We start from the raw sequence: 24,694 nt of genomic DNA, 5'->3' as shown, positions 1-24,694 counted from the left end.
GCCCAGATAGCTCAGTCGGTAGAGCAGAGGATTGAAAATCCTCGTGTCGGTGGTTCGATTCCGCCTCTGGGCACCATTATTTGATAATCTCTTTTAAAGTGATTATAGTGCACAACGCACACGATTTTAGTGTGCCGACTTAGCTCAGTTGGTAGAGCAACTGACTTGTAATCAGTAGGTCATCCGTTCAACTCGGATAGTCGGCACCATTTATTTTAATAGTTAGCATTTAGCTAATTGTTTTGCCCAGATAGCTCAGTCGTTAGAGCCATCGGGAATTGCATTGAAAATCCTTGCGGATATTCTGCATAAAACTAAATATTGCCCAGATAGCTCAGTCGGTAGAGCCATCGGGAATTGCATTGAAAATCCTTGTGGATATTCTGCATAAAACTAAATTTTGCCCAGATAGCTCAGTCGGTAGAGCAGAGGATTGAAAATCCTCGTGTCGGTGGTTCGATTCCGCCTCTGGGCACCATTATTTATAATCACAACGTGATTAAGTGCATAGCACACAAATTCAGTGTGCCGACTTAGCTCAGTTGGTAGAGCAACTGACTTGTAATCAGTAGGTCATCCGTTCAACTCGGATAGTCGGCACCATTTAATTAAACATCAAGCATCTAGCTTTTTGTTATGCCCAGATAGCTCAGTCGGTAGAGCCATCGGGAATTGCATTGAAAATCCTTGTGGATATTCTGCATAAAAAACTAAATATTGCCCAGATAGCTCAGTCGGTAGAGCAGAGGATTGAAAATCCTCGTGTCGGTGGTTCGATTCCGCCTCTGGGCACCATTAATTTAAAGCCTCGCAATCGCGAGGCTTTTTTGTTTTTATCTCCTCCAAATCACGATTTTACTTCCCGTAGGCGTGAAATTTAAAGAGCTTTCAGCCGTCAGCTATCAGATTGAAAAGTTAGCGAGTTAGAAAGGGGAAAGAGTAAAGTTAGATTGTGCCCGCACATTACTATGGCTAAACCCGGTGCCGTAGGCGTGAAATTTATTTCGCGCGAATAAGAATAATAAGTACTTGTATAAAAGAAAAACTACATGGAAGATTTTCGATAGCTGATAGCTGATAGCTGATAGCTGATAGCTGATAGCTGATAGCTGATAGCTGATAGCTGATAGCTGATAGCTGATAGCTGATAGTTTGCAACTTACCTCCATTTTCCTACCATTCATCGTCTCCAAATGTCAGGCAGTGTAATGTTATGTAAAGTCAGTTGAGCAAAACTTAACGTGGTGCTTGAATTACACTCATAAATAGATGTTTTTCAGGTTTTTAGAATGAATTGGCAATATAAGCCGAGTTTATTGGCTTTAAGTGTAATTTTGCTAAGTGCATGTGCGAGTCAGCCGACTCACAATGAACGAGTTGCTGAGCTTGAGACAGTACCAAGTGCATGGCAGCAACTCCCTTCTAGCGACAAAGCGCTTGCTGTTGAAGATAACTGGTTGCAGCAATTACACGACCCTCAAGTTTTTACTTTAGTTGAGCAAGCATTAGCCCATAACCAAGCGATTTTACAAGCGGGCTATGATGTCGCGATTAAAGAGCAGCAGCTTATTGCTGCTGGGGCTGATTTATGGCCAAGCCTTGATTTATCAACACGTGCGAGCCGTAGTAAAGATAACCGCCCTGTTAGTTATAACAACGCCAGCTCAGCATCATTAGAATTAAGCTACGAAGTTGATTTATGGGGTAAATTATCAGCCTCAGAACGACAAGCAAATCTTGAATACCTAGCTGAAAAAGCCACATTTGAGCAAAGCAAACAACAATTAGTTGCTGATGTGGTAGCGGGTTGGTTTGATGTTATTACGAATCACAAATTACTTGAACTATACAAGCAGCGTGAGCAAAACGCAGAAAAAAATTTAGATATTATTGAGTCAGGTTATCGCCAAGGTTTAAATGAAGCGCTTGATGTTTATCTTGCTCGGAATGAGCTAAATACTGAGCGCTCGAATATAGCGGCGCAGCAAGCAACGTTAACTAAATCAATTCGTGATTTAGAGCGTTTAACAGGCCAATACCCAACTGGCGCGTTAAGCGTTAGTGCAGATTTACCTCTACTCGACAGTGCCATTCCACTTGGTTTACCTTCAGAGCTTATCACTCGCAAACCTGAGTTAATGGCAAGCTGGTATCAATTGCTTAGCACCGACGCTGGGCTTGCTTATGCGCATAAACAGCGTTTTCCGAGCTTAAATCTTTCTGCATCAATTAGTGATAGCACAGATAGAGTGAGCGACTTATTTTCGCCTTCAAGCTTAGCGTGGTCGCTGATTGGTAGTATTTCGATGCCGCTTTTTGAAGGTGGCCGCTTAAAAGCCAATGAAGAACAAGCAAGGTTAAACGTTAAGCGCCAAGAGCAGGCTTATCTTGCCACACTTTATGATGCCTTTAACGATGTTGAAACAGCCATCAGCCAAGAGCAAGCGCTTAAAGTACGCTACGAAAAAACCTTAGAAGCGCAAGAAAATGCCATTACCGCAGAGGCATTAGCGTTTGAACAATATCAAAGTGGTTTAGTTACCTACACCACGGTACTCGATGCACAAGACCGTTCGTTCAATGCGCAAAGTTCGGTAATCGAACTTAAAAACCAATTAATTATCAACAGAATCAACTTACATATTGCCCTTGGTGGTGATTTTAGTGAAGCAAACAGCGAAGTAGCAGAGCAATAATCATGAATAGCAAGACACGTAAAATTTTAATTCCATTGGTAGTGATCGTTGTGACGGTACTGCTTGTCATGTTTATTAAAGGCAACCCGCCTCAAGCAAACCGCTTTTCTTCACCGCCAAAAGCAAAAGTGAATGTGGCTGTTAAAACCCTAACACCAGAAACCTATCAGGTGATGATTGATAGTTTTGGCACCGTAAAGCCACGTACGCAAAGTATGCTAGTCGCGCAGGCTTCAGGGCAAATTATCGAAATTAGTGAGCAATTTCGTGAAGGTGGCTTTTTCGAAAAAGGCGATGTGTTGTTGCAATTAGATGATAGAGATCACCGCGCCGAAGTAAAATCAGCACAAGCAGCTTTATTAACCGCTGAGCAAAGCCTACTTGAAGAGCAAGCTCGTGGTCGTCAAGCAATTACCGATTGGGAGCGCTTAGGAAAGGGTGAACAAGCAAGTAGCCTGGTACTGCGTAAGCCACAACTTGCAGCTGCCGAAGCAAGTGTATTGTCTGCCCAAGCGACGCTTGAAAAAGCGAAACTTGATTTAGAGCGTACAAAAATCACTGCTCCATACGCGGGGCGAGTTTTAAGCCGCAGCGTAGACTTAGGTCAGGTGGTGAGTAATAACATGGAACTTGCCAGTATTTATGCCATTGACCGTGTTGAAATTCGCTTACCAATCAAAAATAAAGATCTGCCGTTCATTAACTTACCAGAACAATTTCGTGATGGTGCTAAAAATAGTGCCGGTTCACTCGTTAAATTTAGCTCAGATCTTGTTGGTAAACAGCAATGGCAAGGTCAAGTTATTCGCACCGAAGGTGCCATTGATGAAAGCGCGCAGCAGCTTTATGTGGTTGCACAAATTAATGACCCTTACAAAGCCACTTCAGCTAATCAATACCCAATTAAAATTGGTCAGTACATCAAAGCGCAAATTACCGGCAAGGCGATTGAAAATGCCATTGTGATCCCAAACAGTGCTATTTATCAAGGCACCTATGTTTATGTTGAAGAGCAAGGTGTGTTGCGTCGCAAAAACATCTCACTGGCTTGGCAAAACGCGACTCAAGCTATGGTTGCCGAAGGCTTATCAGCAGGAGATCACTTAGTGATTACGCCGCTTGGTCAAGTTAGCTCAGGTACCCAAGTGACGGTAATGGGAAGCGAAGCGTATCAAGCTACACGTGGTAAAGCACAGCGTCCAAGCCGTGAAGAGCTTGAAAAGCAAGCAAAAGAGCAAGGTATTACCGTTGAAAAATTAATTGAACAACGCCGCGCTGCTCGTAAGCAAGGAGCGCAATAATGATAGCTTGGTTTACAAAGAATCATGTTGCAGCAAACTTATTGCTGATCAGCATTTTATTAGCGGGGCTATTTAGCGTATCGACGCAAATACCACTTGAAGTGTTCCCGTCATTTGAAGCAGACCGCATTAGTGTTAGCGTGACCCTACGTGGCTCAACACCTGAAGATGTTGAAAAAGGTGTCGCTATCCGTATTGAAGAAGCGGTGCAAGATCTCGAAGGCGTAAAGCGCATAACTAGCCGCTCATCAGAAGGCTCTGCCTCTGTATCAATTGAAGTCGATACCGGCTATGACCCACGGGAGCTATTAGCCGATATAAAAAGCCGGGTTGATGCCATTAATACTTTTCCGGTTGATGCCGAAAAACCGGTTGTAGCACTCGCGCAGCGCACTCGTGAAGTAATAGCGGTAACCGTGTCGAGTGAATACGGCGAAAAAGAAACTTTAGAATATGCCGAACATGTACGTGATGACTTATTACGCTTGCCAGAAATCACTCAGGTAGAGCTAAGTGGGGTGCGAGATTACGAAATTGCCATTGAAGTAAGCCAAGATACATTACGCCAATATGATTTACGCTTATCGGACATTTCTTCAGCAATTAGTAATTCAAGTACCGATGTTTCTGCAGGTAACTTAAAAACGGAAGGGGGTGATGTACTCATTCGTTCAAAAGGCCAAGCCTATCGTAAAGATGAGTTTGCCCAAGTTGTGGTGAAGTACCAAGCTGATGGTACCATTATTCGCTTAGGCGACATCGCCCGTATTACCGATGACTTCGAAGAAACCCCAGTTCGTACTCGCTTCAATGGTAAGCAAGCGGCGTTTATTGATGTGTATCGTATTGGTCCGCAAAGTGCGATTGAAGTTGCTGATGCGGTAAAAAATTACATTACCGAGCATCAAAGTCAGCTGCCTGAAGGATTTGAGTTAAGCTTTTGGGATGACGACTCTGAAATAGTGAAAAGCCGTATTGCGACGCTAACAACCAATGCTATTCAGGGTGGCATTTTAGTTCTTGCATTACTTACCTTGTTCTTGCGTCCTGCCATTGCGTTTTGGGTGTTTATTGGTATTCCTGTGTCATTCATGGGCGCGTTTTTAGCGATGCCAATTTTTGGTATTACGCTTAATGTAATGAGTCTATTCGGCTTTATTTTGGTACTCGGTATTGTTGTTGATGATGCCATTGTGACCGGTGAAAACGTCTACACCCACCTAAAAACAGCCGAAAATGGTGAACAAGCTGCTATTCGTGGTACGCAAGAAGTTGCGACACCCGTTACCTTTGGTGTACTTACAACGGTTGCAGCATTTTTACCATTAGCCTTTATCGAAGGTAACCGTGGTGCCTTATTTGCGCAAATTCCTGTTGTCGTTATTCCGGTATTACTTTTCTCTTTAATTGAGTCTAAATTTGTTCTGCCGGCTCACTTAAAGTACTTAAAACTGCGCAGCGAAAAAAGTAATCCGTCAAAACTGCAGCAGTTTCAGCAGCGTTTTGCCGATGGCTTTGAACACGCCATTATGAAGTACTATCAGCCGCTACTAAATGTTGCGCTAAAGAATAAATTAGCAACGGTCAGCTTGTTCGTAGGTATTTTCTTTATCATTTTGACCCTGATCACCAGCGGTTGGACAAAGTTTATATTCTTCCCGCGTATTCCAAGTGAAACCGTTCGCGCAGAGCTAACATTCCCTGCAGGAACACCGTTTGAAGTGACCAACAAATACATCATCGATATGTCAGATAAGGCCAAAGAGCTACAAGACAAGTATCGCGATGAAGATGGTCAAAGCGTGATTTTAAATATTTTGGCAACCACAGGTGGCCGTGGTGGTTCATCAAATACAGGTAGTGTGCGCTTTGAAATCACACCAGCCGAAAAACGTGAATCAGATATTGGCTCTCGAGAGCTTGCCAGTGAATGGCGTGACCTTATCGGTATTATACCGGGCGCAGAGAGTGTGACTTTTCGTGCCGAAATCGGTCGCAGTTCAGACCCTATTGATGTGCAGCTAAGCGGCAGTTCAATCGACACCCTTGAAGCTGTAGCAGAAAAGGTAAAAGAGCGTTTAGCTACTTACCCAACTGTTTACGAAATTGCCGATAGCATGTCAGATGGTAAAGACGAGCTGCAAATTGAGCTAACAGAGCAAGGTTTGGCACTTGGTTTAAACCGTGTTGATGTATCGCAACAAGTGCGTAATTCGTTCTTTGGTGCGCAAGTTCAACGTATTCAACGTGGCCGCGATGATGTGCGTGTAATGGTGCGTTTGCCAATTGAAGAGCGTCGCTCTGTTGCTGATTTAACAGATATTTTAATTAAAACCCCAACGGGTGGCACAGTGCCATTGTCGCATGTGGCAACCTTAGTACCGGGGCAAAGTCCATCGTCTATTTATCGTATTGATCGCTATCGTACGTTGAATGTGACAGCCGATGTTGAAAAATCAAATACCAATATGACAGTACTGCAAGCAGACTTAAAAACTTACTTAGATGAGCTAATGGTGCAATACCCTGGTGTTGATTACTCGCTCGAAGGTGAAGCCAAAGAGCAGCGAGAATCATTTGGTTCACTCGCTTGGGGCCTGGTGTTTGTATTCTTTATTATTTATGCGTTATTAGCGATACCGTTTAAATCATATATGCAGCCATTAATTGTGATGAGTGTTATTCCGTTTGGCATGATAGGTGCGGTAATGGGTCACTGGGTAATGGGCATGGAGTTAACCATTATGAGCCTACTTGGCATGCTAGCCTTGATAGGCGTTGTAGTGAATGACTCTCTAGTATTGGTCGATTTTATCAATAAGAAGCGTGAAGAGGGCGGTGATTTACTTGAAACTGTTAAGCTTGCAGGGGCGGCACGTTTTCGCCCAGTAATGCTAACCAGTTTAACCACCTTTATTGGTTTAATGCCGCTGTTATTTGAAAAAGCAACGCAAGCACAATTCCTTATTCCAATGGCCGTAAGCCTGGGCTTTGGGATTATCTTCGCAACGCTGATCACCTTACTATTAGTGCCAGTTAATTACCTACTAATGGAGCGCTTTCAGGGATGGTTTAAGTAGGGTTCGATAGGTTGAAAACATGTGTGTTGGGTAGAGTGAAGTGAAACCCAACGCACAGGAGCAATCAGCTTTCAGAACAAAAAAGTTAGCGAGTTAGAAAGGGGAAAGAGTAAAGTTAGATTGTGCCAGCACATTGCTATGGCTAAACCCGGTGCCGTAGGCGTGAAATTTATTTCGCGCGGTATTTCTTAAATAACGGGTAAGTCGTAGGTCGGGCTTTAGCCCGTCAATTAAACGATTATGTGTCGCTATAAATGACGACATCTATATTATAGATATGAAATCGAGGCTAAGGCTGAAGTTGTGACTTTAGAGTTTAATAAAAAGTTGAATCTAAAAAATATTCAAAACCACTTAATCTTATTACTTCTTGGTTTGGTAGGGTTTTCGATTGCCATTTTAATGCCTTCAAAAGAGGCATTAGAAGTAAAACGGATTATAGTAATTGTTAGTTTCCCTTTAACGAGTTTATTTTTTGTTGTTTATTTGTTCAGATTTTTAAGTTGGCCTAATACAATAGTCGTTCAAGAGTCATCACTTAAAATAGATAACAACATAATATCATTAGAAAATATAAGTGATCTATATGTATCTAAATGCGGAGATTTTTTTAGCCTTTACATTGTAGATAAAAAAAGTAAAAAGGATTTTAAAGAAACTTATGTTACTGAGGCTAGTATTGAAGCTTTACGCCAATGTGAAAAGTTTGAGGAAGTCGCGGATAATGTTTTCTTGTTGAAAATAACTTAATAAGAGTTGGTGTTCCCCAAGTATGCGGTGCCCGGTGTCAGTCCTGAAACCTTGAGGTTTCAGGGCGGGGATCTGCGGTCTACCGTAGGCTTCTCGGTACATGCCGAGCTTGCACAATAGTAAACGAACAGAAACCCTAACATAAAATTTATCGGCTCAGGGACTTAACCAAGCTCCTGCACCCTAGGGAACACCTTCAGTATATAAGACAAGTTTCAATCCTTAAACCATAGAAGTAAAAAAAGCGGATCGTTCGCGTAGTTTTTCCCCACCTTTAACTGCTTATTTACTTTTCAGATTGCTTTTTGACCTCAATCATACAATTAATTGGAGTTGCGATTTATCGAGTGGTAGCATGGCGTTACTTAGCCGAACAAAGAAAAAGTTATGAGCACGTTACCTGATTACCAACAAGCCCAATTGTTATTAGAAAAGAATGAAATTTTTGTCGCACCAGCAGAAGCCCATGGTGTGATCAGTGGTTTATTAGCCTGTGGCATCAATATCGAAGCCGACGAATACTTAGGTTTATTAAGCGATGTATTCAATGATGGCTTAGCCTTCAATAAAGATTTAAAAGCATTTTTTGCTGATGTGTATTCTCAGGTTGTTGCCAGCTTCAGCGATGAAGAATTTCAATTTGACCTATTCTTACCAAGCGACGACGAAACACTGATCGATTTAGCCAATGGCTTAGTATCTTGGGTATCGGGTTTTATGCTTGGTTTTGGTTTAAAACAAAAAGATTACGGCAAGTTATCTGCTGATGTGAAAGAAGTGATCAGCGATTTTAGTGAAATTACCCGCCTAGACACCATGTTTGAAGAGACCGAAGAAGACAGCCAAGCACTGCACGAAGTGATTGAGTATGTACGTGTTTCTGCGCTGTTATGTTTTGCTGAATTAGGCAAAGAGCCAGCCGATAAAAACCCTAAGAAGACCCTTCACTAATCAAATTACAGAGGTTTAGCATGTCGTCTATTGCAATCGATAAAGCTGAATTTAAAGCCCGCCGCGAGCGCTTGCTTGCGATGATGGATAAAAATAGCGTGGCTATAATTCCTGCGGCAGGAGAAGTAACACGTAGCCGTGATACTGAATATGCATTTCGCCAAGACAGTGACTTTTTCTACCTAACTGGGTTTAACGAACCAGATGCGGTTTTAGTGCTTTGCCCGTCGAGCGATACACCAAGTACCCTAATTTGCCGTAACAAAGATAAACTAGCTGAAATTTGGCATGGCCGAAGAATTGGCTTCGAAAAAGCTAAATCTGAGTACTTATTCGACGCAACTTGCCCACTTAGTGAACTAGATGAACAATTATTAGATTTGGTGAACGGCCAGCAGATTTTATTTTATGCACAAGGCACTTACGCAAATTTCGATGCAAAGGTTTGGGATTTATTAAACACCCTTCGCGGCGCACCTAAAAAAGGCTATAAAGCCCCACATACCATTAAAGATATTCGTGGTTTAGTGCATGAAATGCGTTTGTTTAAATCTGACGCAGAATTAAACATTATGCGTACAGCGTGCGAAATTAGTGCACAAGGCCATATTCGCGCTATGCAGTTTGCCAAACCTGGCGCAACTGAATATCAATTAGAAGCAGAGCTTCACCACCATTATGCAATGAATGGTGCCCGTCATCCTGCTTATGGCACGATTGTCGGCAGTGGCGACAACGCCAACATTTTGCACTACACACAAAATGACGCTGAGCTAAAAGATGGCGATTTAGTGTTAATTGATTCTGGCTGTGAACTTGAAGGTTATGCAGCGGATATCACACGAACTTTCCCAATCAATGGCAAGTTTAGCGAATCACAAGCGGCGCTTTACAACATTGTATTAGCAGCTCAAGAAGCAGCATTTAGCCAAGTAAAGCCAGGCGGTAGTTTATCGAAAGCGAATGAATTAGCCTCAACGGTATTAACGCAAGGGCTTATTGATTTAGGCATTTTAACCGGTGAGCTTGATGAGCTAATGGCAAACCAAGCGTGCAAAGCATTTTACATGCATGGCCTTGGCCACTGGCTTGGGTTAGACGTACACGATGTTGGCGAATATAAGCTTGATGAAAAAGAGCGCGTATTTGAGCCGGGCATGGTGCTCACCATCGAGCCGGGTTTATATATTAGCGAAGATGCAAAAGCACCAGAGCAATATAAAGGCATCGGTATTCGTATCGAAGATAACTTACTTGTCACTCAAGATGGCCATGAAAACCTGACCATTTCGGTTCCTAAAACCATTGGTGACATTGAAGCAGTGATGCAAGCAAACAAAGGCTAGGAGCAAGCGTGGCAAAGCAGTTTGATATTGTCATTATCGGCGGTGGAATGGCGGGTGCAAGTTGTGCACTGGGCCTAAAACAGAGCAATAAGCAGTTATCAATCGCTGTAATTGAAGCAAATGAAGTAAGCGCAGACTATCACCCAAGCTTTGATGATAGAAGCATTGCGCTGGCTCAGCAGTCTGTTCAGTACTTAAAATCAATCAATGCGTTTGATTGCCAAGCGCCATTTGCGGCAGCGATTAAAAAAGTCACTGTGTCTGATCGTGGTCATTTTGGTAAAACGCATATTAATTGCCAAGAATATGGCCATGATGCCCTTGGTTATGTGGTCGAAGTGAACCCATTTGGGCGCAGCCTTCATCAGCAACTTACGCGTACTGATGTTAGTTTGTTTTGCCCTGATACGGTTGCCAAGCTTGAATACCAAAGCGATTTTGCCAATATCACGCTAAGCTCAGGCGAGCAGTTAAGCGCAAAGCTTGTGGTGATTGCCGATGGTGCTCATTCGCAAAGCCGTAAACTGGCTAATATAGAGTTTAATACTCGCGCTTATCAGCAAGCGGCGATTATTGCTAACATCGAAGTGGCTGGTGGTCATCATCATCATGCCTTTGAGCGTTTTACTGAGCACGGCCCAATGGCCCTGTTGCCAATGAGCAATAACCGATACTCACTGGTGTGGTGTATGGAGCCTGAGCAAATTGAGCACACTATGGCGCTTGAAGATGATGCCTTTTTAGCTGCGTTACAAAAAGCATTTGGTTACTGCGGCGGCGCATTTAGCAAAGTGGGTATGCGAGCAAGTTATCCGCTTGTGTATGGTAAAGCAGAATCACTGAGCAGCCACCGTACGGTATTAATTGGTAATGCAGGGCATGCTATTCACCCAATCGCAGGGCAGGGCTTTAATTTAGGCCTGCGTGATGTGCAACTACTGTGTGATATGGCAAATAGAGACGACCTTGGTGATTACGCCTTTACCCGTTATTACAGCCAAACTCGCAATAAAGATATTACTACCGTGATGACACTCACAGACAGCCTAGTGCGTTTGTTCTCTAACTCATCACGATTGCTCGCGCTTGGTCGCAGCATTGGCCTTTTCTCAATGGATTTATTCTCCTCGTTAAAAACCCCGCTGGCAAAACAGCTTATGGGTCAGGTTAAGCAAGGTAAACGGATATGAAACAAGCACAAGTTTGTATTGTCGGTGGTGGCTGTGTTGGCCTTACGCTAGCACTTGGTTTAGCAAAAGCAGATATCAGCGTTGTGGTGATTGATGCGAGTAAAAATCAAACCTTACCGGGTGATGATTACGCACTTCGCGTGAGCGCATTGAGCCTAGCTAGTCAGGGTTTATTTGAGTCATTAAATGTATGGCCAGAGATCATTAAACAGCGTGCTACACCCTATACGTCGATGGATGTACGTGATCAAGACAGCTTTGGCAAAATTCATTTTGATCATAACGATCTCGACTTACCGCAGCTCGGTCATATCGTCGAAAACGACATTATTCGATACGCTTTAATTAGCGAGCTTGAAAAGCAAAGTAATGCCACTTTATTGTTCGAAACCCGCTATCAGCAAATTCATCAAACCGACTCTGATGTGTTTATAACTCTAGAAAGCGGCGAGCCTGTGATTGCTAAATTATTAGTGGCGGCAGATGGGGCTAACTCAGCTATTCGTAAGCAGTTCAACATGCCAATTACTTTTAAAGATTATGACCATCACGCCATTGTTGCCACGGTTAAAACCGCCGATGAGCATAACAACACGGCACGCCAAGTGTTTTTACCAACAGGGCCGCTGGCGTTTTTACCCTTGCCAGATAAACATACGCACTCAATTGTTTGGTCAACAAGCCCTGAGCATTGCGACACACTTTTAGCACTTGATGATAGCCACTTTAATAAAGCGGTTATGGCAGCACTCGATGGCCAATGTGGTTTATGTGAAGTGCAAAGCGAGCGCATGGCGTTTCCACTAAAGATGCGTTATGCCCAGCAGTGGGTGTCGGGCAAAGTGGTTTTAATGGGCGATGCAGCGCATACCATTCATCCATTAGCCGGTTTAGGCATGAACCTTGGTCTAAAAGACGCCGCTTATTTAATTGAGCTATTAAGTAATGAGCAAGGCGAGTTTGCAAGTGCACGCACGCTGCGTGATTATGAACGTACTCGTAAGCTTGATGCACAAAAACACATAGCTATGATGCAAGGCTTAAAAGAGCTATTTGCAGGCGCTAACCCATTGAAAAAACTTGTACGTGGTGTGGGTTTAAGCCTAGTTGATAACCTTGGCCCAATTAAACATTTGTTCGCAAAAGAAGCAATTGGTAAATAACACCTAACTAGTTGTTACTATTTAGTTTAAGCCGCAGCTAAGCAATTAGCTGCGGCTTTTTTGCACTTATATGAACGCAAAATGATAGCGCTGTCATTTTTGTTAGTGTATGATTAAATTTTTGTGATTGGTATGGAAATTAAACAGCTTTATCGCGCTGTAATCTTCAACCAAATAAAAATAATTAAACTAAGAGAACAATTATGGAAGCAACGGTTGAGTGTAACAACAACACAAAACAAAGCATCTGGCTGCCAATGGTATTGGCCGGCTCAATGTTTTTTATCTTAGGGTGTATTACGTGGCTTAATGGTGCAATTACACCATTTTTGCAGCAAATGCTTGAGCTTTCGCCGTTACAAGCTTCGTTTATCATCTCTTCTTTTTATATTGCGGTAACAGTTGCCGGTATCCCGTCGGCTATGTTGATCAAGCGCGTTGGTTATAAGAATGGTATGGCGATTGGCTGTGCGATTATGGCTTTATCGGCGCTGATGTATATTCCGGCTGCGAAACTGCAAATGATCGAAATTTTCTTGTTCGCACAATTAATGATAGGTGTTGGACAAACCGTGCTACAAACCGCTGTTAACCCATACGTGGTTAAAATGGGCTCTGAAAAATCAGCCGCTGTGCGCGTGTGTATCATGGGCTTATTAAACAAATTTGCGGGTGTTATTGTGCCGGTGATTTTTGCAGCTGTAGTAGTAAGCGGTGTGGTTGATGGTGCAGGTAAATTATCGCAAGAACAAAAAGATATTATGGCAAATAGCCTTATCATGCCTTATGTATTGATTGCTGCGTTAATCATGTTATTTGCTGCCTTTGCTAAATTTGCACCATTACCAGACTTAGTATTTGATGAAGACGAAACATCAAACGGTAAAGGTGAAATTAAAGAAACCCTAGCACATCCTCACTTAGTTTTAGGTGTAGTGGGTATTGCGCTTTACGTTGCTGTTGAAGTTATTGCAGCAGATACCATTGGCTCGTACGCTTTACAAATTGGCGTTGCCGACTACTCAGTTATGACCTCTTACACCATGGCATGTATGTTGATTGGTTACGCGATTGGTATTTTGACTATTCCACGCTTTATGAGCCAACAAACAGCGTTATTAATGTCGGGTATTGCCGGTATTATCACCGTGTTATTAGTGGTGCTTGGTAGCAATGACTCGTTCATTATTTCAAACCTATTATTAGTGCCATTTGGTGGCCCACAATTACCAGACCCATTGTTATGTATTGCGTTATTAGGCTTTGCTAATGCTATGGTTTGGCCTGCAATCTGGCCACTGGCTTTAGCTGGCTTAGGTCGCTTAACAGGCACCGCGTCAGGCTTATTGATCATGGGCATTGCTGGTGGTGCACTAGGCCCATTATTAATCGGTTTAGGAAACGTAGCAGGCCTAGGCGCACAAGGCGCATACATTGTGATGATCCCAAGTTATGTATTCATTTTATTCTACGCCTTAAAAGGCCATAAGATGAGAAGCTGGAAGTAATCCAGTAGATTATTTTCAAGTTAGGCAAAGCCGCGGTACGCCCATCACCGCGGCTTTTTTGTGGGTAAACTAAAGCTATCAGCTTTCAGCCGTCAGCTATCAGATTGAAAACAAAGTAGCTGAAATGCTCACCTGTAGGCGTGAAACTTATTTCGCGCGATGAACATAAGAGCTATCAGCTTTCAGCCGTCAGCTATCAGATTGAAAAGTTAGCGAGTCGCAAGGAGAAAGGGTAAAGGAGCTATCAGCTCGTAGGTTGGGTAGAGCGGAGCGAAACCCAGCGCTTGGAGCCATCAGCTTTCAGATTGAAAAGTTAGCGAGATAGGAGTTGTAGGAGGCGTTTTAACGCCGAATTCGTAGCAGCGCGTTTACCCCGCGTAATTTACTGTTTTTTGTGGTTCAATTTTTTGCACAAAGAGAAAACAATGAGAAAAGAATGAGAAAGACCATAAGATTTTGTTGTTTTTCCTCTAAAGCACAGCGCCTCTTATCCTCTTTGTAATTATTATTTTAAATTATGTTTTCTCTATGTAACATGAAGCATCTCGGTGTTCTCTGTTGTTCAATTTTTTTCACAAAGAGAAGGCAATGAGAAGTGAATGAGCAACCCAATAAAACTATTAGTTACTTTCCTCTAAAGCGCAGCGCCTCTTATCCTCTTTGTGAGTATTCATTGAATTACGTGATATTAAATCACGACTACTAACTTGCTAACTCACACCCACAAAAAAGCCGTGGGATTTTCATCACACGGCTTTTGATATTTCGCTAAGTCGTTTTATTAGAACGAGTAGCTGTAACCTAGTTGTAGGGTACGTGGTTTACCTGGTTGAATACCGCCGTTTGCGCGGTTTGCAACGTAGGTTTTGTCAAACAGGTTATCTACTGTTAGGTATACTTTTTGTTTGTCGTCGATTAGGTATTTAGCTGCTAAATCCCATACAACGCGGCTGTCGATTGCATTGCGACCTGAGTCTGTTAAGTCTGCGTGTGCATCAGACACATAACGCATTTGCGTATCGAATACGAAGCTTGAGAACTCAGCACCCATCGAAAGCGCTAATTGGTTTTCAGGCACGTATGGCATTGCATCGCCTTTTTCTACGCTACCCCAAAGATCTGATTCAAACGCATTGTCGAACTCAGAATCAGTGTAAGTGTAAGTTAAGCGAACAGGGAATGAAGCTGCTTTAGTAGCAAATACTTTACCTGCGCTTAGCTCAAAACCAGACACAGATACTTCACCGTAGTTGTATTGGTCGCCAATATTGTCATCGCTACAACCTACAGCCGCAGTACAGTTACCGTGCATGTTTGTGTAGTCAGAGTTAAAGTAAATTACTTCACCTTGAATGCCAGCGTAATCGTAACGACCACCTAGCTCAATGTTAACACTCTCTTCTTCTTCTTGGTCCGCATTACCCGGTGCTGCTGGTGCGTAACCTTTTTGAATACCAGCAAGAAGCGTTAGGTTGTCGCTTACTGTGTAAGTGGCACCTAGTGATGGTACTAAGATCTCAGTGTCGTTGCTGATATCTTTTGTTAAGCCATTTTCACGACTTGGATCAGACTTAGCCCATTCAACACGTTTGATTGTGATGTCTTCGTAGCGAAGACCCGCGCTAATAACTAATGCATCAAGTGACCACTCATCTTGAATGAAAAGGGTCGTTGCTTCAGCGCTATCTAAACGGTTGCTGTTTGAACCTGGAACGCCTTTTTCTGTAAGCGTCATTGATAGGTCTTGGTTAAGCGTGTACTTGTCTTCCCATTGGAAACGATCCATTTCATCTTCGTGGTAACGTGCACCAACTGTGATGTAGTGGTTGCCCGCAGGGATATGGAATTCAGTTTGTAAGCCTTTCGCTTGGTAATCACGGTTATTCGCTTTTACGCCAATGCCTTCAATACCTCCGCTTGTTGGGTTTGCTTCAAACTCGCTGTATTGCTCAAGGTAGCTGCTGCTAACCTTGCTTGCTTTATACCAGTTACGGTGGAAGTCGTTTAGGTAAGCTGTAGCAAGTAGCTCGTAACCTTTACCAAAACGATATGCATAGTTGATTTGGTATGCATTGTGTTGTGTGTTCATTTCATCGTTTTGCGATGCTGCATAACGACGGTAAGGGTTTTCTTGGTAATCAGCGTCAGTTAAGCCCATGTAAGTTTCGTCAGAGCGTTCGTCTGAGTACTTTAACTTCATTTCTAGGCTGTGTGCTTCGTTATCACCAAAGTCAAAACCAAACTTTAATAAGAAATCATTCTTTTCGAAGCCAGTGTTGTCGCTACCAACTGGTAAATCTTTAAAGCCATCAGCACCGTAAGTGAATACTTCTACAAGGCCCGCAGCATTGTTTTTCTTTTTACCGAAGTAAGCATGACCTTTATAGAAGCCATCGCTACCAAGTTCAGCATTAAGTAAACCTTTAGAGCCTTCAGTTGGTAAGCTACGAGAAACTAAGTTTAAAACACCGCCTGTTGTACGTGGGCCATACTTTACAGACGCCGCACCTTTAAGTACTTCGATAGACTCCATACGACCCATAGTAGGGAAGTAGTAAGCAGAAGGCGCTGAGTAAGGTGCTGGTGCTACAAGTACACCATCTTCCATTACTGAGATTTTGTCGTTACGACCAGTACCCGTACCACGCATACCGATGTTAGGACGAAGGCCATAGCCGTCTTCTTCTTGTACATATACACCCGGTACAGCACTTAAAACACGTGAGATATCAGTATATTCAAACTTTTCTAGTTCTTGCTCATCAATAAAAGTAGCAGAGCCAGGAATATCGTTAATTGCAGATGCAGAGCCAATTACAGTGATTTGCTCGAAGTTTTTCTCTTCTTTAGTTACATCTTTTGCAAAAGCATTAGCGCTTAAAGATAAAGCGACCGCAGTCGAAAGCGTAGAAACAATAAACTTAGGTGTCATTGTGAGTCCTGTATATGTTTAGATATTTTTAACAGGCGCAATTAAAACATGTAAAAAAATGCGAATCAATCCTATTTGTAATAAAACAGGTCTGAACTGTAAGTTCATGAATTGAATGGGTTATAAGGAATACAGTAGTATTGTATTACGATATTGAGTTTGGTTTGGTGTTAAGTAAAACTTAATGACTGCAGCTGTCAGCTCGTAGTTTGGTTAGAGCGGAGCGAAACCCAACTTTGGAGCAATCAGCTTTCAGCCCTCAGCTTTCAGATTGAAAAGTTAGCAAAAGTATAGGGGAAAGTTTGCGAGATACGAGTTGTAGGAGGCGTTTTAACGTCGAAAAAATGGTGATATTAGATATCAGTGGTTAGAAGTTAGATTAAAACAACAGAGCTGTAAGCTTTAAGCTATAAGTCAGATCAGCCTGCACGCAGTCTCAGTGAAATGCATACCCGTAGGCGTGAAATTTATTTCGCGCGATGCTTATCTAAACCACAGAAGCAAGATGTAGGTCGGGCTTTAGCCCGTCAATGTTAGCGATTATGTGTCGCCATAAATGACGACTTACAGTGCTTAACTCATTAGCTCGTAGCTTGGTTAGAGCGGAGCGAAACCCAACGTTTGGAGCCGTCAGGTATCAGATTGAAAGTTTGCGAGATACGAGGAACGAGATGCGAGTTGTAGGAGGCGTTTTAACGCCGAATTCGTAGCAGCGGGTATACCCCGCGTAATTTACTGTTTTTCTCTGTGGTTCAATTTTTTTTGCACAAAGAGAAGATAATGAGAAGAGAATGAGCAACTCAATAAAACCACCAAAAATGGTATTTTTCCTCTAAAGCGGAGCGCCTCGGTGTTCTCTGTGGTTAAATAATTTTTTGCACAAAGAGAAGACAAGGAGAAGTGAATGAGTAACCCAAAAAAAACTAATAATTACTTTCCTCTGAAGCGTAGCGTCTCTTTTCCTCTTTGTGATTATTCATCAAATTACGCGATATAAAATCGCGGCTACAATCTTGCAACTCAAGCCTACGTCAAACGTAGGGCGATGAATTCGGCGAGTTTATCTACGGCGGTGCCGGGGTCGTCGGTGCGTTTAATTAAACTAATACCGATTTGACCAAGCTCGGGGAGGTCTTTGGTTTGTATTTGGTAGTTAAGCTCATTCGGTACGGTGCTTTTTGCGAGTACCGTAATGCCTAAGCCTTCTTTTAACGCCGCAGTTAGGCCGGTTAAGTCGGCATTACTGTAGGCAATGCGGTATTTAATACCCGCACTTTGTAGCGCCTCGATTGCGCGGCGGCGATAAATACATCCCTCGGGGGCGGTTACAAGCGTTACCACATCGTTTTGTGCCAGGTTTAAATCACCCACCCATACTAGTTGGTCTTGCATAAAAATAGGGAACTTAGCTGATTCAAGCTCTTCGTTTAATGCCAATACTAAATCGAATTGATCTTGGCGCGAGACCGACAACAAATGCTTACTCAAACGAGAGCGCACTTCGAGCGACACGTCAGGGTAGAGGGCCACAAAGTCACCTATGATCGAAGGTAGAATACGTGCAGCAAATTCACTAGGGATCCCCAAGCGCACTTTACCGGTCACGTTTTCGCTGGTGAACTGCTGCAAAATGGCATCGTTTTGTTGCAGCATTTGCTTTGCTAATGGCATGAGCAGTTCGCCATATTGATTAAGCACTTGGCGCTGACCTTGCTTTTTAAACAGCTTATGGCCCAGCATGTCTTCAAGGCGCTTTATTTGTAAGCTCACAGCCGGTTGCGATAGCCCTAATAATTCACCCGCTTTGGCAAACCCGCCAACTTCAACAACAGTGACTAAAGTACGTAAACTATCGGTAGAAATGTTTTTCATTAAAAAATTCTATTTATAGGGCTATGTATATAAGCATTATTTATCAATTGATAAATAATTACAATTTGTTGTTGCCAGCACGGCGCAATATACTTCAAGCATTAACGATTGATAGGTGTCACATATGACTTTTACGCCAATAATGTTTGCTCGCCACAGCCAAGCTGAGACCCCAGCAGACAACGTGCTACAAGCTAATAGCGATACTGCCATTATGGATTTTAGTGGCACTGAAGCAATCCCATTTTTAACGGCTATTTTAGGTCTTGATATTAATAAGCTAACTGCCAGCGGTTTAGGCTTACGTAGTTCATTAGACGATGACCTAACAAGCAGCTACGCTTATGCCCTGTATTACTTTAACGAAACTGCATTTCGTTTTGTATTAGGTAAAGATGCCAGCGTGCAATTACAGTCGCTTATTAATGAGCAACAACTACGTTACGACATTGATTATGTAATGCGTGACGATTTAAGCGCACTAACCCTAAGTGGTGAGCAAGCGTTTGATGCTTTGGTTGACAGCTTTAAGCTAACGCCGGGACTGCGTTTATCAGACATGCGCAGCTGCTATGGTGCACAAAGCGGTGAGGTATTTATTACCGCCATAGATAACCAAGCAACACAGCAATTTCAGCTGGTGGCGCGCCAAGCAGAGCTTGATAAATGGCAAACGCACTTGCAGCAGCTCGGCTTTGATTTAGCCTTAGCCAACGTTGCTTAAAACATAAAATTTTTAAAACAGCTACGCACTTGGGTGTTTAGCTGTTTTTTAGTTACAAAATCGCAATTTGGGTGTGACAACTGTGCAACTAATGTATAATCGCCGCCCATGTTATTCCCCCTCATTAAATTGAGGCCACGCCCCACAACTTGTGGGTTAATTTAAAAGTGAAGGAATATTATGACTTCTAAAACAGTTTTACATGCTAAGCACCTTGAAGCTGGCGCAAAAATGGTTGATTTCCACGGCTGGGAAATGCCAATCAACTACGGCTCACAAATCGAAGAGCATAATGCGGTTCGCACAGATGCAGGTATGTTTGACGTATCTCACATGACTATTGTCGATATTCAAGGCGAGCAAGCACAAGCGTTCTTACGTAAGCTAGTTGCAAACGACGTTGCTAAGTTAACTGTACCGGGTAAAGCACTTTACACAGGTATGCTTAACGAAGAAGGCGGCGTAATCGACGACCTAATCATCTACTTTTTCTCAGAAACGAACTACCGTTTAGTAGTTAACTCAGCAACTCGTGAAAAAGATTTAGCGCATTTAGCTAAAGTTTCGGCTGATTTCGCCGTAACGGTTACTGAGCGTCCTGAGTTTGCAATGATTGCCGTTCAAGGCCCTAACGCACGTGCTAAAACAGCAACAGTACTTAACGCAGAGCAACAAGCTGCTGTTGAAGGTATGAAGCCTTTCTTTGGTGTGCAAGCAGGTGATTTATTTATTGCGACAACAGGCTATACTGGCGAAGATGGTTATGAAATCGTAGTACCTAACGATCAAGCTGCTGATTTATGGCAACAACTTCTAGACGCAGGCGTAGCGCCAGCGGGTCTAGGTGCGCGTGATACGTTACGTCTTGAAGCGGGTATGAACCTTTACGGCCTAGATATGGACGAAAGTGTTTCTCCACTTGCTGCAAACATGGCGTGGACAATCGCATGGGAGCCAGAAGATCGTAAGTTTATCGGTCGTGAAGTATTAGAACAGCAACGCGCTGACAAGAGCACAGACAAACTAGTTGGTTTAGTGCTTGAAGAAAAAGGCGTATTGCGTAGCGGTTTAAAAGTCATCGTTGAAGGTGGTGAAGGGGTGATTACCTCTGGTACATTCTCACCAACCCTTGGTCACAGTGTTGCGCTAGCACGCGTTCCGCGTTCAACTGGCGAAACAGCCCAAGTAGAGATGCGTAAAAAACTGGTTAACGTTAAGGTTGTTAAACCTTGCTTTGTACGTAACGGCAAATCAGTTATCTAAACTATAAAAAATTTGGTGTTATCACCCAATATAAACCAAAGGAACAAAAAGATGAGCAATATCCCAAGCGAATTAAAATATGCTACTTCACACGAGTGGGTTCGCGACGAAGGTGACGGTACGTTTACTGTAGGTATCACTGAGCACGCACAAGAACTTCTTGGCGACATGGTATTCGTTGAATTACCAGAAGTTGGTGATGAAGTTGACGCGGGTGAAGACTGCGCAGTAGCTGAGTCTGTAAAAGCAGCATCAGACATCTACGCACCAATCGGCGGTGAAATCGTTGCAATCAACGAAGAGCTTGAAGATTCGCCTGAAACAGTAAATAACGACCCGTACACTGACGGTTGGTTATTCCGTATCAAAGCATCTGACACATCAGAGCTTGATAACCTGTTAGACGCTGAAGGCTACGCTAACACAATCGACGAAGACTAATTAATTAGTCACGCCGACTAAAAGCCCCGTCTAGATCCCCAGCTAATTAAATGCGTAGCTTGGGTTTCACTGGGGCTTTTATGATTTTATAGCTTACTTTTCCATACGCTGTAAGTTACTGAATCAACCTGTTTTTAAGTTATTGCCAGTTACCCATTGGCAGTAACCACTTTTTTTTGGATCATAGGAATCTGGACAAATGTCAAACGCCAAATCTCTTGAACAATTAGAGCAAAAGCAAGATTTTATTCGCCGTCACATTGGGCCAAGCCCAGCGCAAGTAAGCGACATGCTAAGCGCTCTTGGAGTATCGAGTGTTGAAGAGCTGATCGGTCAAACGGTACCTGCAAGCATTCGCTTAGAGCAAGGTTTATCAATTGGCGAAAGCCGCACTGAAGTTGAAACACTAAGCTACTTAAAATCAGTAGCAAGCAAAAATAAAGTGTTCAAATCATACATCGGTCAAGGCTACCACCCAACTCACGTACCACACGTAATTTTACGTAACGTACTTGAGAACCCAGGCTGGTACACTGCGTATACACCATACCAACCAGAGATTGCACAAGGTCGTTTAGAATCATTATTAAACTTCCAGACTATGACCCTAGACCTAACTGGTCTTGATTTAGCAAGCGCGTCATTACTTGACGAGTCAACGGCTGCTGCAGAAGCAATGGGCCTTGCAAAGCGTGTTGCTAAAGCTAAAAAAGCAAACATCTTCTTTATTGCTGATGACGTACACACGCAAACTATCGACGTTGTTGCTACACGTGCAGACCAGTTTGGTTTTGAAGTTGTTGTTGGTCCTGCAAGCGAAGCGGCTAACCATGAGATTTTTGGTGCATTATTCCAATACCCATCAACAACCGGTGAAATCACTGACGTAACTGACCTAATCGCACAAGTACAAGACAAAAAAGCGATTGCCTGTGTTGCTGCAGACATCATGAGCTTATTAATGCTTAAAGCACCAGGTAAACTAGGTGCAGACGTAGTACTTGGTTCAGCACAGCGTTTTGGTGTACCTATGGGTTACGGTGGTCCACACGCTGCATTCTTCGCAACACGCGACAAGTACAAGCGTTCACTACCAGGTCGTATTATCGGTGTTTCTAAAGACCGCTTAGGTAACGACGCATTACGTATGGCAATGCAAACACGTGAACAACACATTCGACGTGAAAAAGCCAATTCAAACATCTGTACTGCGCAAGTACTACTAGCGAACATGGCAGCGTTCTACGCGGTTTACCACGGTCCACAAGGCCTTAAAACTATCGCTGAGCGTATCCACCGTTTTGCAGATATCTTAGCGGCAGGCTTAAAAGCGAAAGGCGTAAACCTTAAGCACGACACATGGTTCGATACACTGACTGTTGTTGCAGATAATAAAGACGAAATCGTTGCACGTGCAGTAGCAAACGGCGTTAACTTTGCGTCTAACCGCGCAGGTGAATACTCAATTTCTGTATCAGAAACAACAACCCGTGCAGACGTAGCTGAGCTATTCGACATCATCTTAGGTGAAGGCCACGGTCTGAGCGTTGATGCACTTGCAAACGAAATCGAAGTAAATGGCAGCAACTCAATTCCTGCAAGCCTAGTACGCGATGACGAAATTTTAACGCACCCTAACTTCAACTCGTACCACAGCGAGACTGAAATGTTGCGTTACATCAAGCGCCTAGAGAACAAAGACTTAGCGCTTAACCACTCAATGATCTCATTAGGTTCATGTACAATGAAACTTAATGCGACAGCTGAGATGATCCCAATCACTTGGCCTGAGTTTGCAAACTTACACCCATTCTGCCCACTTGATCAGGCAGCGGGTTACCAAATCATGATGACAGAACTACATGATTGGTTAGTAAACATCACAGGTTACGATGCAGTTTCACTACAACCTAACTCAGGTGCGCAAGGTGAATACGCAGGCTTAATCGCGATTCGTAAATACCACGAGTCACGCGGTGAAGGTCACCGTAACGTATGTTTGATCCCAAGTTCAGCGCACGGTACAAACCCAGCGTCTGCACAAATGGCAAGCATGAAAATCGTGGTTGTTGACTGTGATAAAAACGGTAACGTTGATATGGCAGACCTTAAGGCGAAAGCCGAAGAGGTATCTGAAAACCTATCTTGTATCATGATCACATACCCATCTACACACGGTGTTTACGAAGAAACAATTCGTGAAATCTGTGACATCGTGCATGAGCACGGCGGTCAAGTGTACATGGACGGCGCAAACATGAACGCGCAAGTTGGTGTTACAAGCCCAGGTTCAATCGGTTCTGACGTATCGCACCTTAACCTACACAAAACATTCTGTATTCCACACGGTGGTGGTGGTCCAGGTGTTGGCCCTATCGGTGTTAAATCTCACCTAGCGCCATTTATGCCTAACCACAGCGTAATTAATGTTGCTGGCACAAACATCGGTAACGGTGCGGTTTCTGCAGCCCCTTACGGCTCAGCAGCTATTTTACCAATCTCGTGGGCATACATTGCTATGATGGGCTCTGAAGGCTTAAAACAAGCAACAGAAATGGCTATCGTGAACGCTAACTACTTATCTGAGAAGCTAAGCGAGCACTACCCAATTTTATACCGTGGCCGTAACAACCGCGTTGCGCACGAGTGTATTGTTGACCTACGCCCAATCAAAGAGCAAACAGGCGTAACAGAAATGGACGTAGCTAAACGTCTACAAGACTACGGTTTCCATTCACCAACTATGTCATTCCCAGTAGCTGGCACACTAATGATTGAGCCAACTGAGTCTGAGTCTAAAGTTGAGATCGACCGTTTCATCGAAGCAATGGTGTCAATCAAGTCAGAAATCGACCGTATCGCATCTGGCGAATGGTCAATTGAAAACAACCCGCTAGTGTTTGCACCGCACACACAAGCAGACGTACTAGGCAATGAGTGGGATCGTGCATACGACCGTTTCTACGCAGCATTCCCAGTACCAAGCGTAGCAAAAGACAAATTCTGGCCTACAGTAACCCGTATCGATGACGTATACGGCGACCGTAACCTAGTTTGTTCATGCCCAGCGGTAGAGACATACCGTGACTAAGGTTTGATTAAATTCAAATGCCAAAAAGCCGTTGCAGCAATGTAACGGCTTTTTTGTTGGAGAAAGTTAGCGAGGGGAAAGTTAGAGAGTTGCTAGGGGAAAGGTGCTTTAAGCTATAAGTTAGATTATGTCTTACATTGTTATGGTTAACCGCGATACCGTAGGCGTGAAATTTATTTCGCGCGAAGAAGATAGAGTACAGTCAAAAGCAAAAGCTGACCCTATGTGTCAAATATCTTATTCAAGGTTTTGTCGCGCTAGGGACGGCAGTCAAGAGGAGATGCCGCTGACCCCTCTCTGGACTCTCCCTGTGATTCATGCGCAGTATTACTTTTCAATTGCTTCTTTTCAGTGCGTGATGACGGGGGGTGTTAAACATGAGCTTG

15 protein-coding genes, 5 tRNA genes and 1 other RNA gene are annotated in these 24,694 nt (G+C 43.3%); 18 read left to right on the top strand and 3 right to left on the bottom strand.

Going from position 1 to position 24,694, the window contains the following annotated elements; translation table 11 throughout:
• From IMPJCBKJ_RS09560 to IMPJCBKJ_RS09520, 9 genes are all read left to right on the top strand, one after another.
• Nucleotides 1–76: transfer RNA gene (locus tag IMPJCBKJ_RS09560), tRNA-Phe, on the top strand.
• Nucleotides 77–133: 57 nt separating this feature from the next.
• Nucleotides 134–209: transfer RNA gene (locus IMPJCBKJ_RS09555), tRNA-Thr, on the top strand.
• A gap of 193 nt (nt 210–402) precedes the next feature.
• Nucleotides 403–478, top strand: a tRNA-Phe gene (locus tag IMPJCBKJ_RS09550).
• Nucleotides 479–527: 49 nt separating this feature from the next.
• Nucleotides 528–603, top strand: a tRNA-Thr gene (locus tag IMPJCBKJ_RS09545).
• Nucleotides 604–719: 116 nt separating this feature from the next.
• Nucleotides 720–795, top strand: a tRNA-Phe gene (locus IMPJCBKJ_RS09540).
• Between the two features lie 494 nt (nt 796–1,289).
• On the top strand, nt 1,290–2,696 hold the full coding sequence (locus IMPJCBKJ_RS09535) for a TolC family protein (RefSeq protein ID WP_166340015.1): 1,407 nt from the start codon (nt 1,290–1,292) through the stop codon (nt 2,694–2,696).
• Between the two features lie 2 nt (nt 2,697–2,698).
• Nucleotides 2,699–3,997, top strand: coding sequence for an efflux RND transporter periplasmic adaptor subunit (locus tag IMPJCBKJ_RS09530; RefSeq protein ID WP_054551312.1), 1,299 nt, complete (start codon nt 2,699–2,701; stop codon nt 3,995–3,997).
• Entirely contained in the window at nt 3,997–7,077 is a 3,081-nt protein-coding gene (locus tag IMPJCBKJ_RS09525; protein WP_166340013.1) for an efflux RND transporter permease subunit, read from the top strand. Before IMPJCBKJ_RS09530 ends, IMPJCBKJ_RS09525 begins: the two co-directional genes overlap by 1 nt.
• A gap of 303 nt (nt 7,078–7,380) precedes the next feature.
• Nucleotides 7,381–7,827, top strand: a complete 447-nt coding sequence (locus IMPJCBKJ_RS09520; protein WP_166340011.1) for a hypothetical protein — start codon at nt 7,381–7,383, stop codon at nt 7,825–7,827.
• Nucleotides 7,828–7,836: 9 nt separating this feature from the next.
• Here the strand turns inward: IMPJCBKJ_RS09520 and ssrS are convergent.
• Nucleotides 7,837–8,020: non-coding RNA, 6S RNA (gene ssrS, locus IMPJCBKJ_RS09515), on the bottom strand.
• A gap of 194 nt (nt 8,021–8,214) precedes the next feature.
• Here ssrS and IMPJCBKJ_RS09510 point away from each other — a divergent pair.
• The 5 genes from IMPJCBKJ_RS09510 to IMPJCBKJ_RS09490 all read left to right on the top strand — a co-directional run bounded on the left by IMPJCBKJ_RS09510 (nt 8,215) and on the right by IMPJCBKJ_RS09490 (nt 13,985).
• The gene (locus tag IMPJCBKJ_RS09510; RefSeq protein WP_054551315.1) at nt 8,215–8,778 is read left to right on the top strand and encodes a UPF0149 family protein; all 564 of its coding nucleotides are present in this window, start codon (nt 8,215–8,217) and stop codon (nt 8,776–8,778) included.
• A 20-nt stretch (nt 8,779–8,798) separates the two neighbouring features.
• Nucleotides 8,799–10,124, top strand: coding sequence for a Xaa-Pro aminopeptidase (gene pepP / locus IMPJCBKJ_RS09505; RefSeq protein ID WP_166340009.1), 1,326 nt, complete (start codon nt 8,799–8,801; stop codon nt 10,122–10,124).
• Nucleotides 10,125–10,132: 8 nt separating this feature from the next.
• The gene (gene ubiH / locus IMPJCBKJ_RS09500; RefSeq protein WP_166340007.1) at nt 10,133–11,314 is read left to right on the top strand and encodes a 2-octaprenyl-6-methoxyphenyl hydroxylase; all 1,182 of its coding nucleotides are present in this window, start codon (nt 10,133–10,135) and stop codon (nt 11,312–11,314) included.
• Nucleotides 11,311–12,477: an FAD-dependent monooxygenase gene (locus tag IMPJCBKJ_RS09495; protein WP_054551318.1), complete on the top strand. Its 1,167-nt coding sequence runs from the start codon at nt 11,311–11,313 to the stop codon at nt 12,475–12,477. The genes ubiH and IMPJCBKJ_RS09495 overlap by 4 nt, the downstream gene beginning before the upstream one ends.
• 203 nt (nt 12,478–12,680) lie before the next feature.
• Nucleotides 12,681–13,985 carry an MFS transporter gene (locus tag IMPJCBKJ_RS09490; protein ID WP_166340005.1) on the top strand — a complete coding sequence of 435 codons (1,305 nt, stop codon included), beginning with the start codon at nt 12,681–12,683 and terminating at the stop codon, nt 13,983–13,985.
• 781 nt (nt 13,986–14,766) lie between these two features.
• Here IMPJCBKJ_RS09490 and IMPJCBKJ_RS09485 read toward each other — a convergent pair.
• Together IMPJCBKJ_RS09485 and IMPJCBKJ_RS09480 are read right to left on the bottom strand one after the other, a co-directional pair.
• A complete protein-coding gene (locus tag IMPJCBKJ_RS09485) occupies nt 14,767–16,917 on the bottom strand; it encodes a TonB-dependent receptor (protein ID WP_166340003.1) in 2,151 nt (716 codons plus the stop codon).
• Nucleotides 16,918–17,943: 1,026 nt separating this feature from the next.
• Complete coding sequence (locus tag IMPJCBKJ_RS09480; protein ID WP_054551321.1) at nt 17,944–18,789, bottom strand: LysR family transcriptional regulator; 846 nt, start codon at nt 18,787–18,789, stop codon at nt 17,944–17,946.
• Between the two features lie 124 nt (nt 18,790–18,913).
• On the opposite strand from IMPJCBKJ_RS09480, the gene IMPJCBKJ_RS09475 reads away from it, so the two are divergent.
• From IMPJCBKJ_RS09475 to gcvP, 4 genes are all read left to right on the top strand, one after another.
• Complete coding sequence (locus IMPJCBKJ_RS09475) at nt 18,914–19,513, top strand: hypothetical protein (RefSeq protein WP_054560756.1); 600 nt, start codon at nt 18,914–18,916, stop codon at nt 19,511–19,513.
• A gap of 180 nt (nt 19,514–19,693) precedes the next feature.
• Nucleotides 19,694–20,776: a glycine cleavage system aminomethyltransferase GcvT gene (gcvT, locus tag IMPJCBKJ_RS09470; RefSeq protein ID WP_054560755.1), complete on the top strand. Its 1,083-nt coding sequence runs from the start codon at nt 19,694–19,696 to the stop codon at nt 20,774–20,776.
• Nucleotides 20,777–20,827: 51 nt separating this feature from the next.
• The gene (gcvH, locus tag IMPJCBKJ_RS09465) at nt 20,828–21,217 is read left to right on the top strand and encodes a glycine cleavage system protein GcvH (RefSeq protein WP_054551324.1); all 390 of its coding nucleotides are present in this window, start codon (nt 20,828–20,830) and stop codon (nt 21,215–21,217) included.
• Nucleotides 21,218–21,416: 199 nt separating this feature from the next.
• Complete coding sequence (gene gcvP / locus IMPJCBKJ_RS09460) at nt 21,417–24,308, top strand: aminomethyl-transferring glycine dehydrogenase (RefSeq protein WP_130050854.1); 2,892 nt, start codon at nt 21,417–21,419, stop codon at nt 24,306–24,308.
• The last annotated feature ends 386 nt before the right edge of the window (nt 24,309–24,694 follow it).

Source organism: Pseudoalteromonas sp. MB47, from assembly GCF_011319765.1.
GTDB classification, from domain to species: Bacteria; Pseudomonadota; Gammaproteobacteria; order Enterobacterales; family Alteromonadaceae; genus Pseudoalteromonas; species Pseudoalteromonas simplex.
This window is presented reverse-complemented; position numbering and strand designations above follow the sequence as displayed.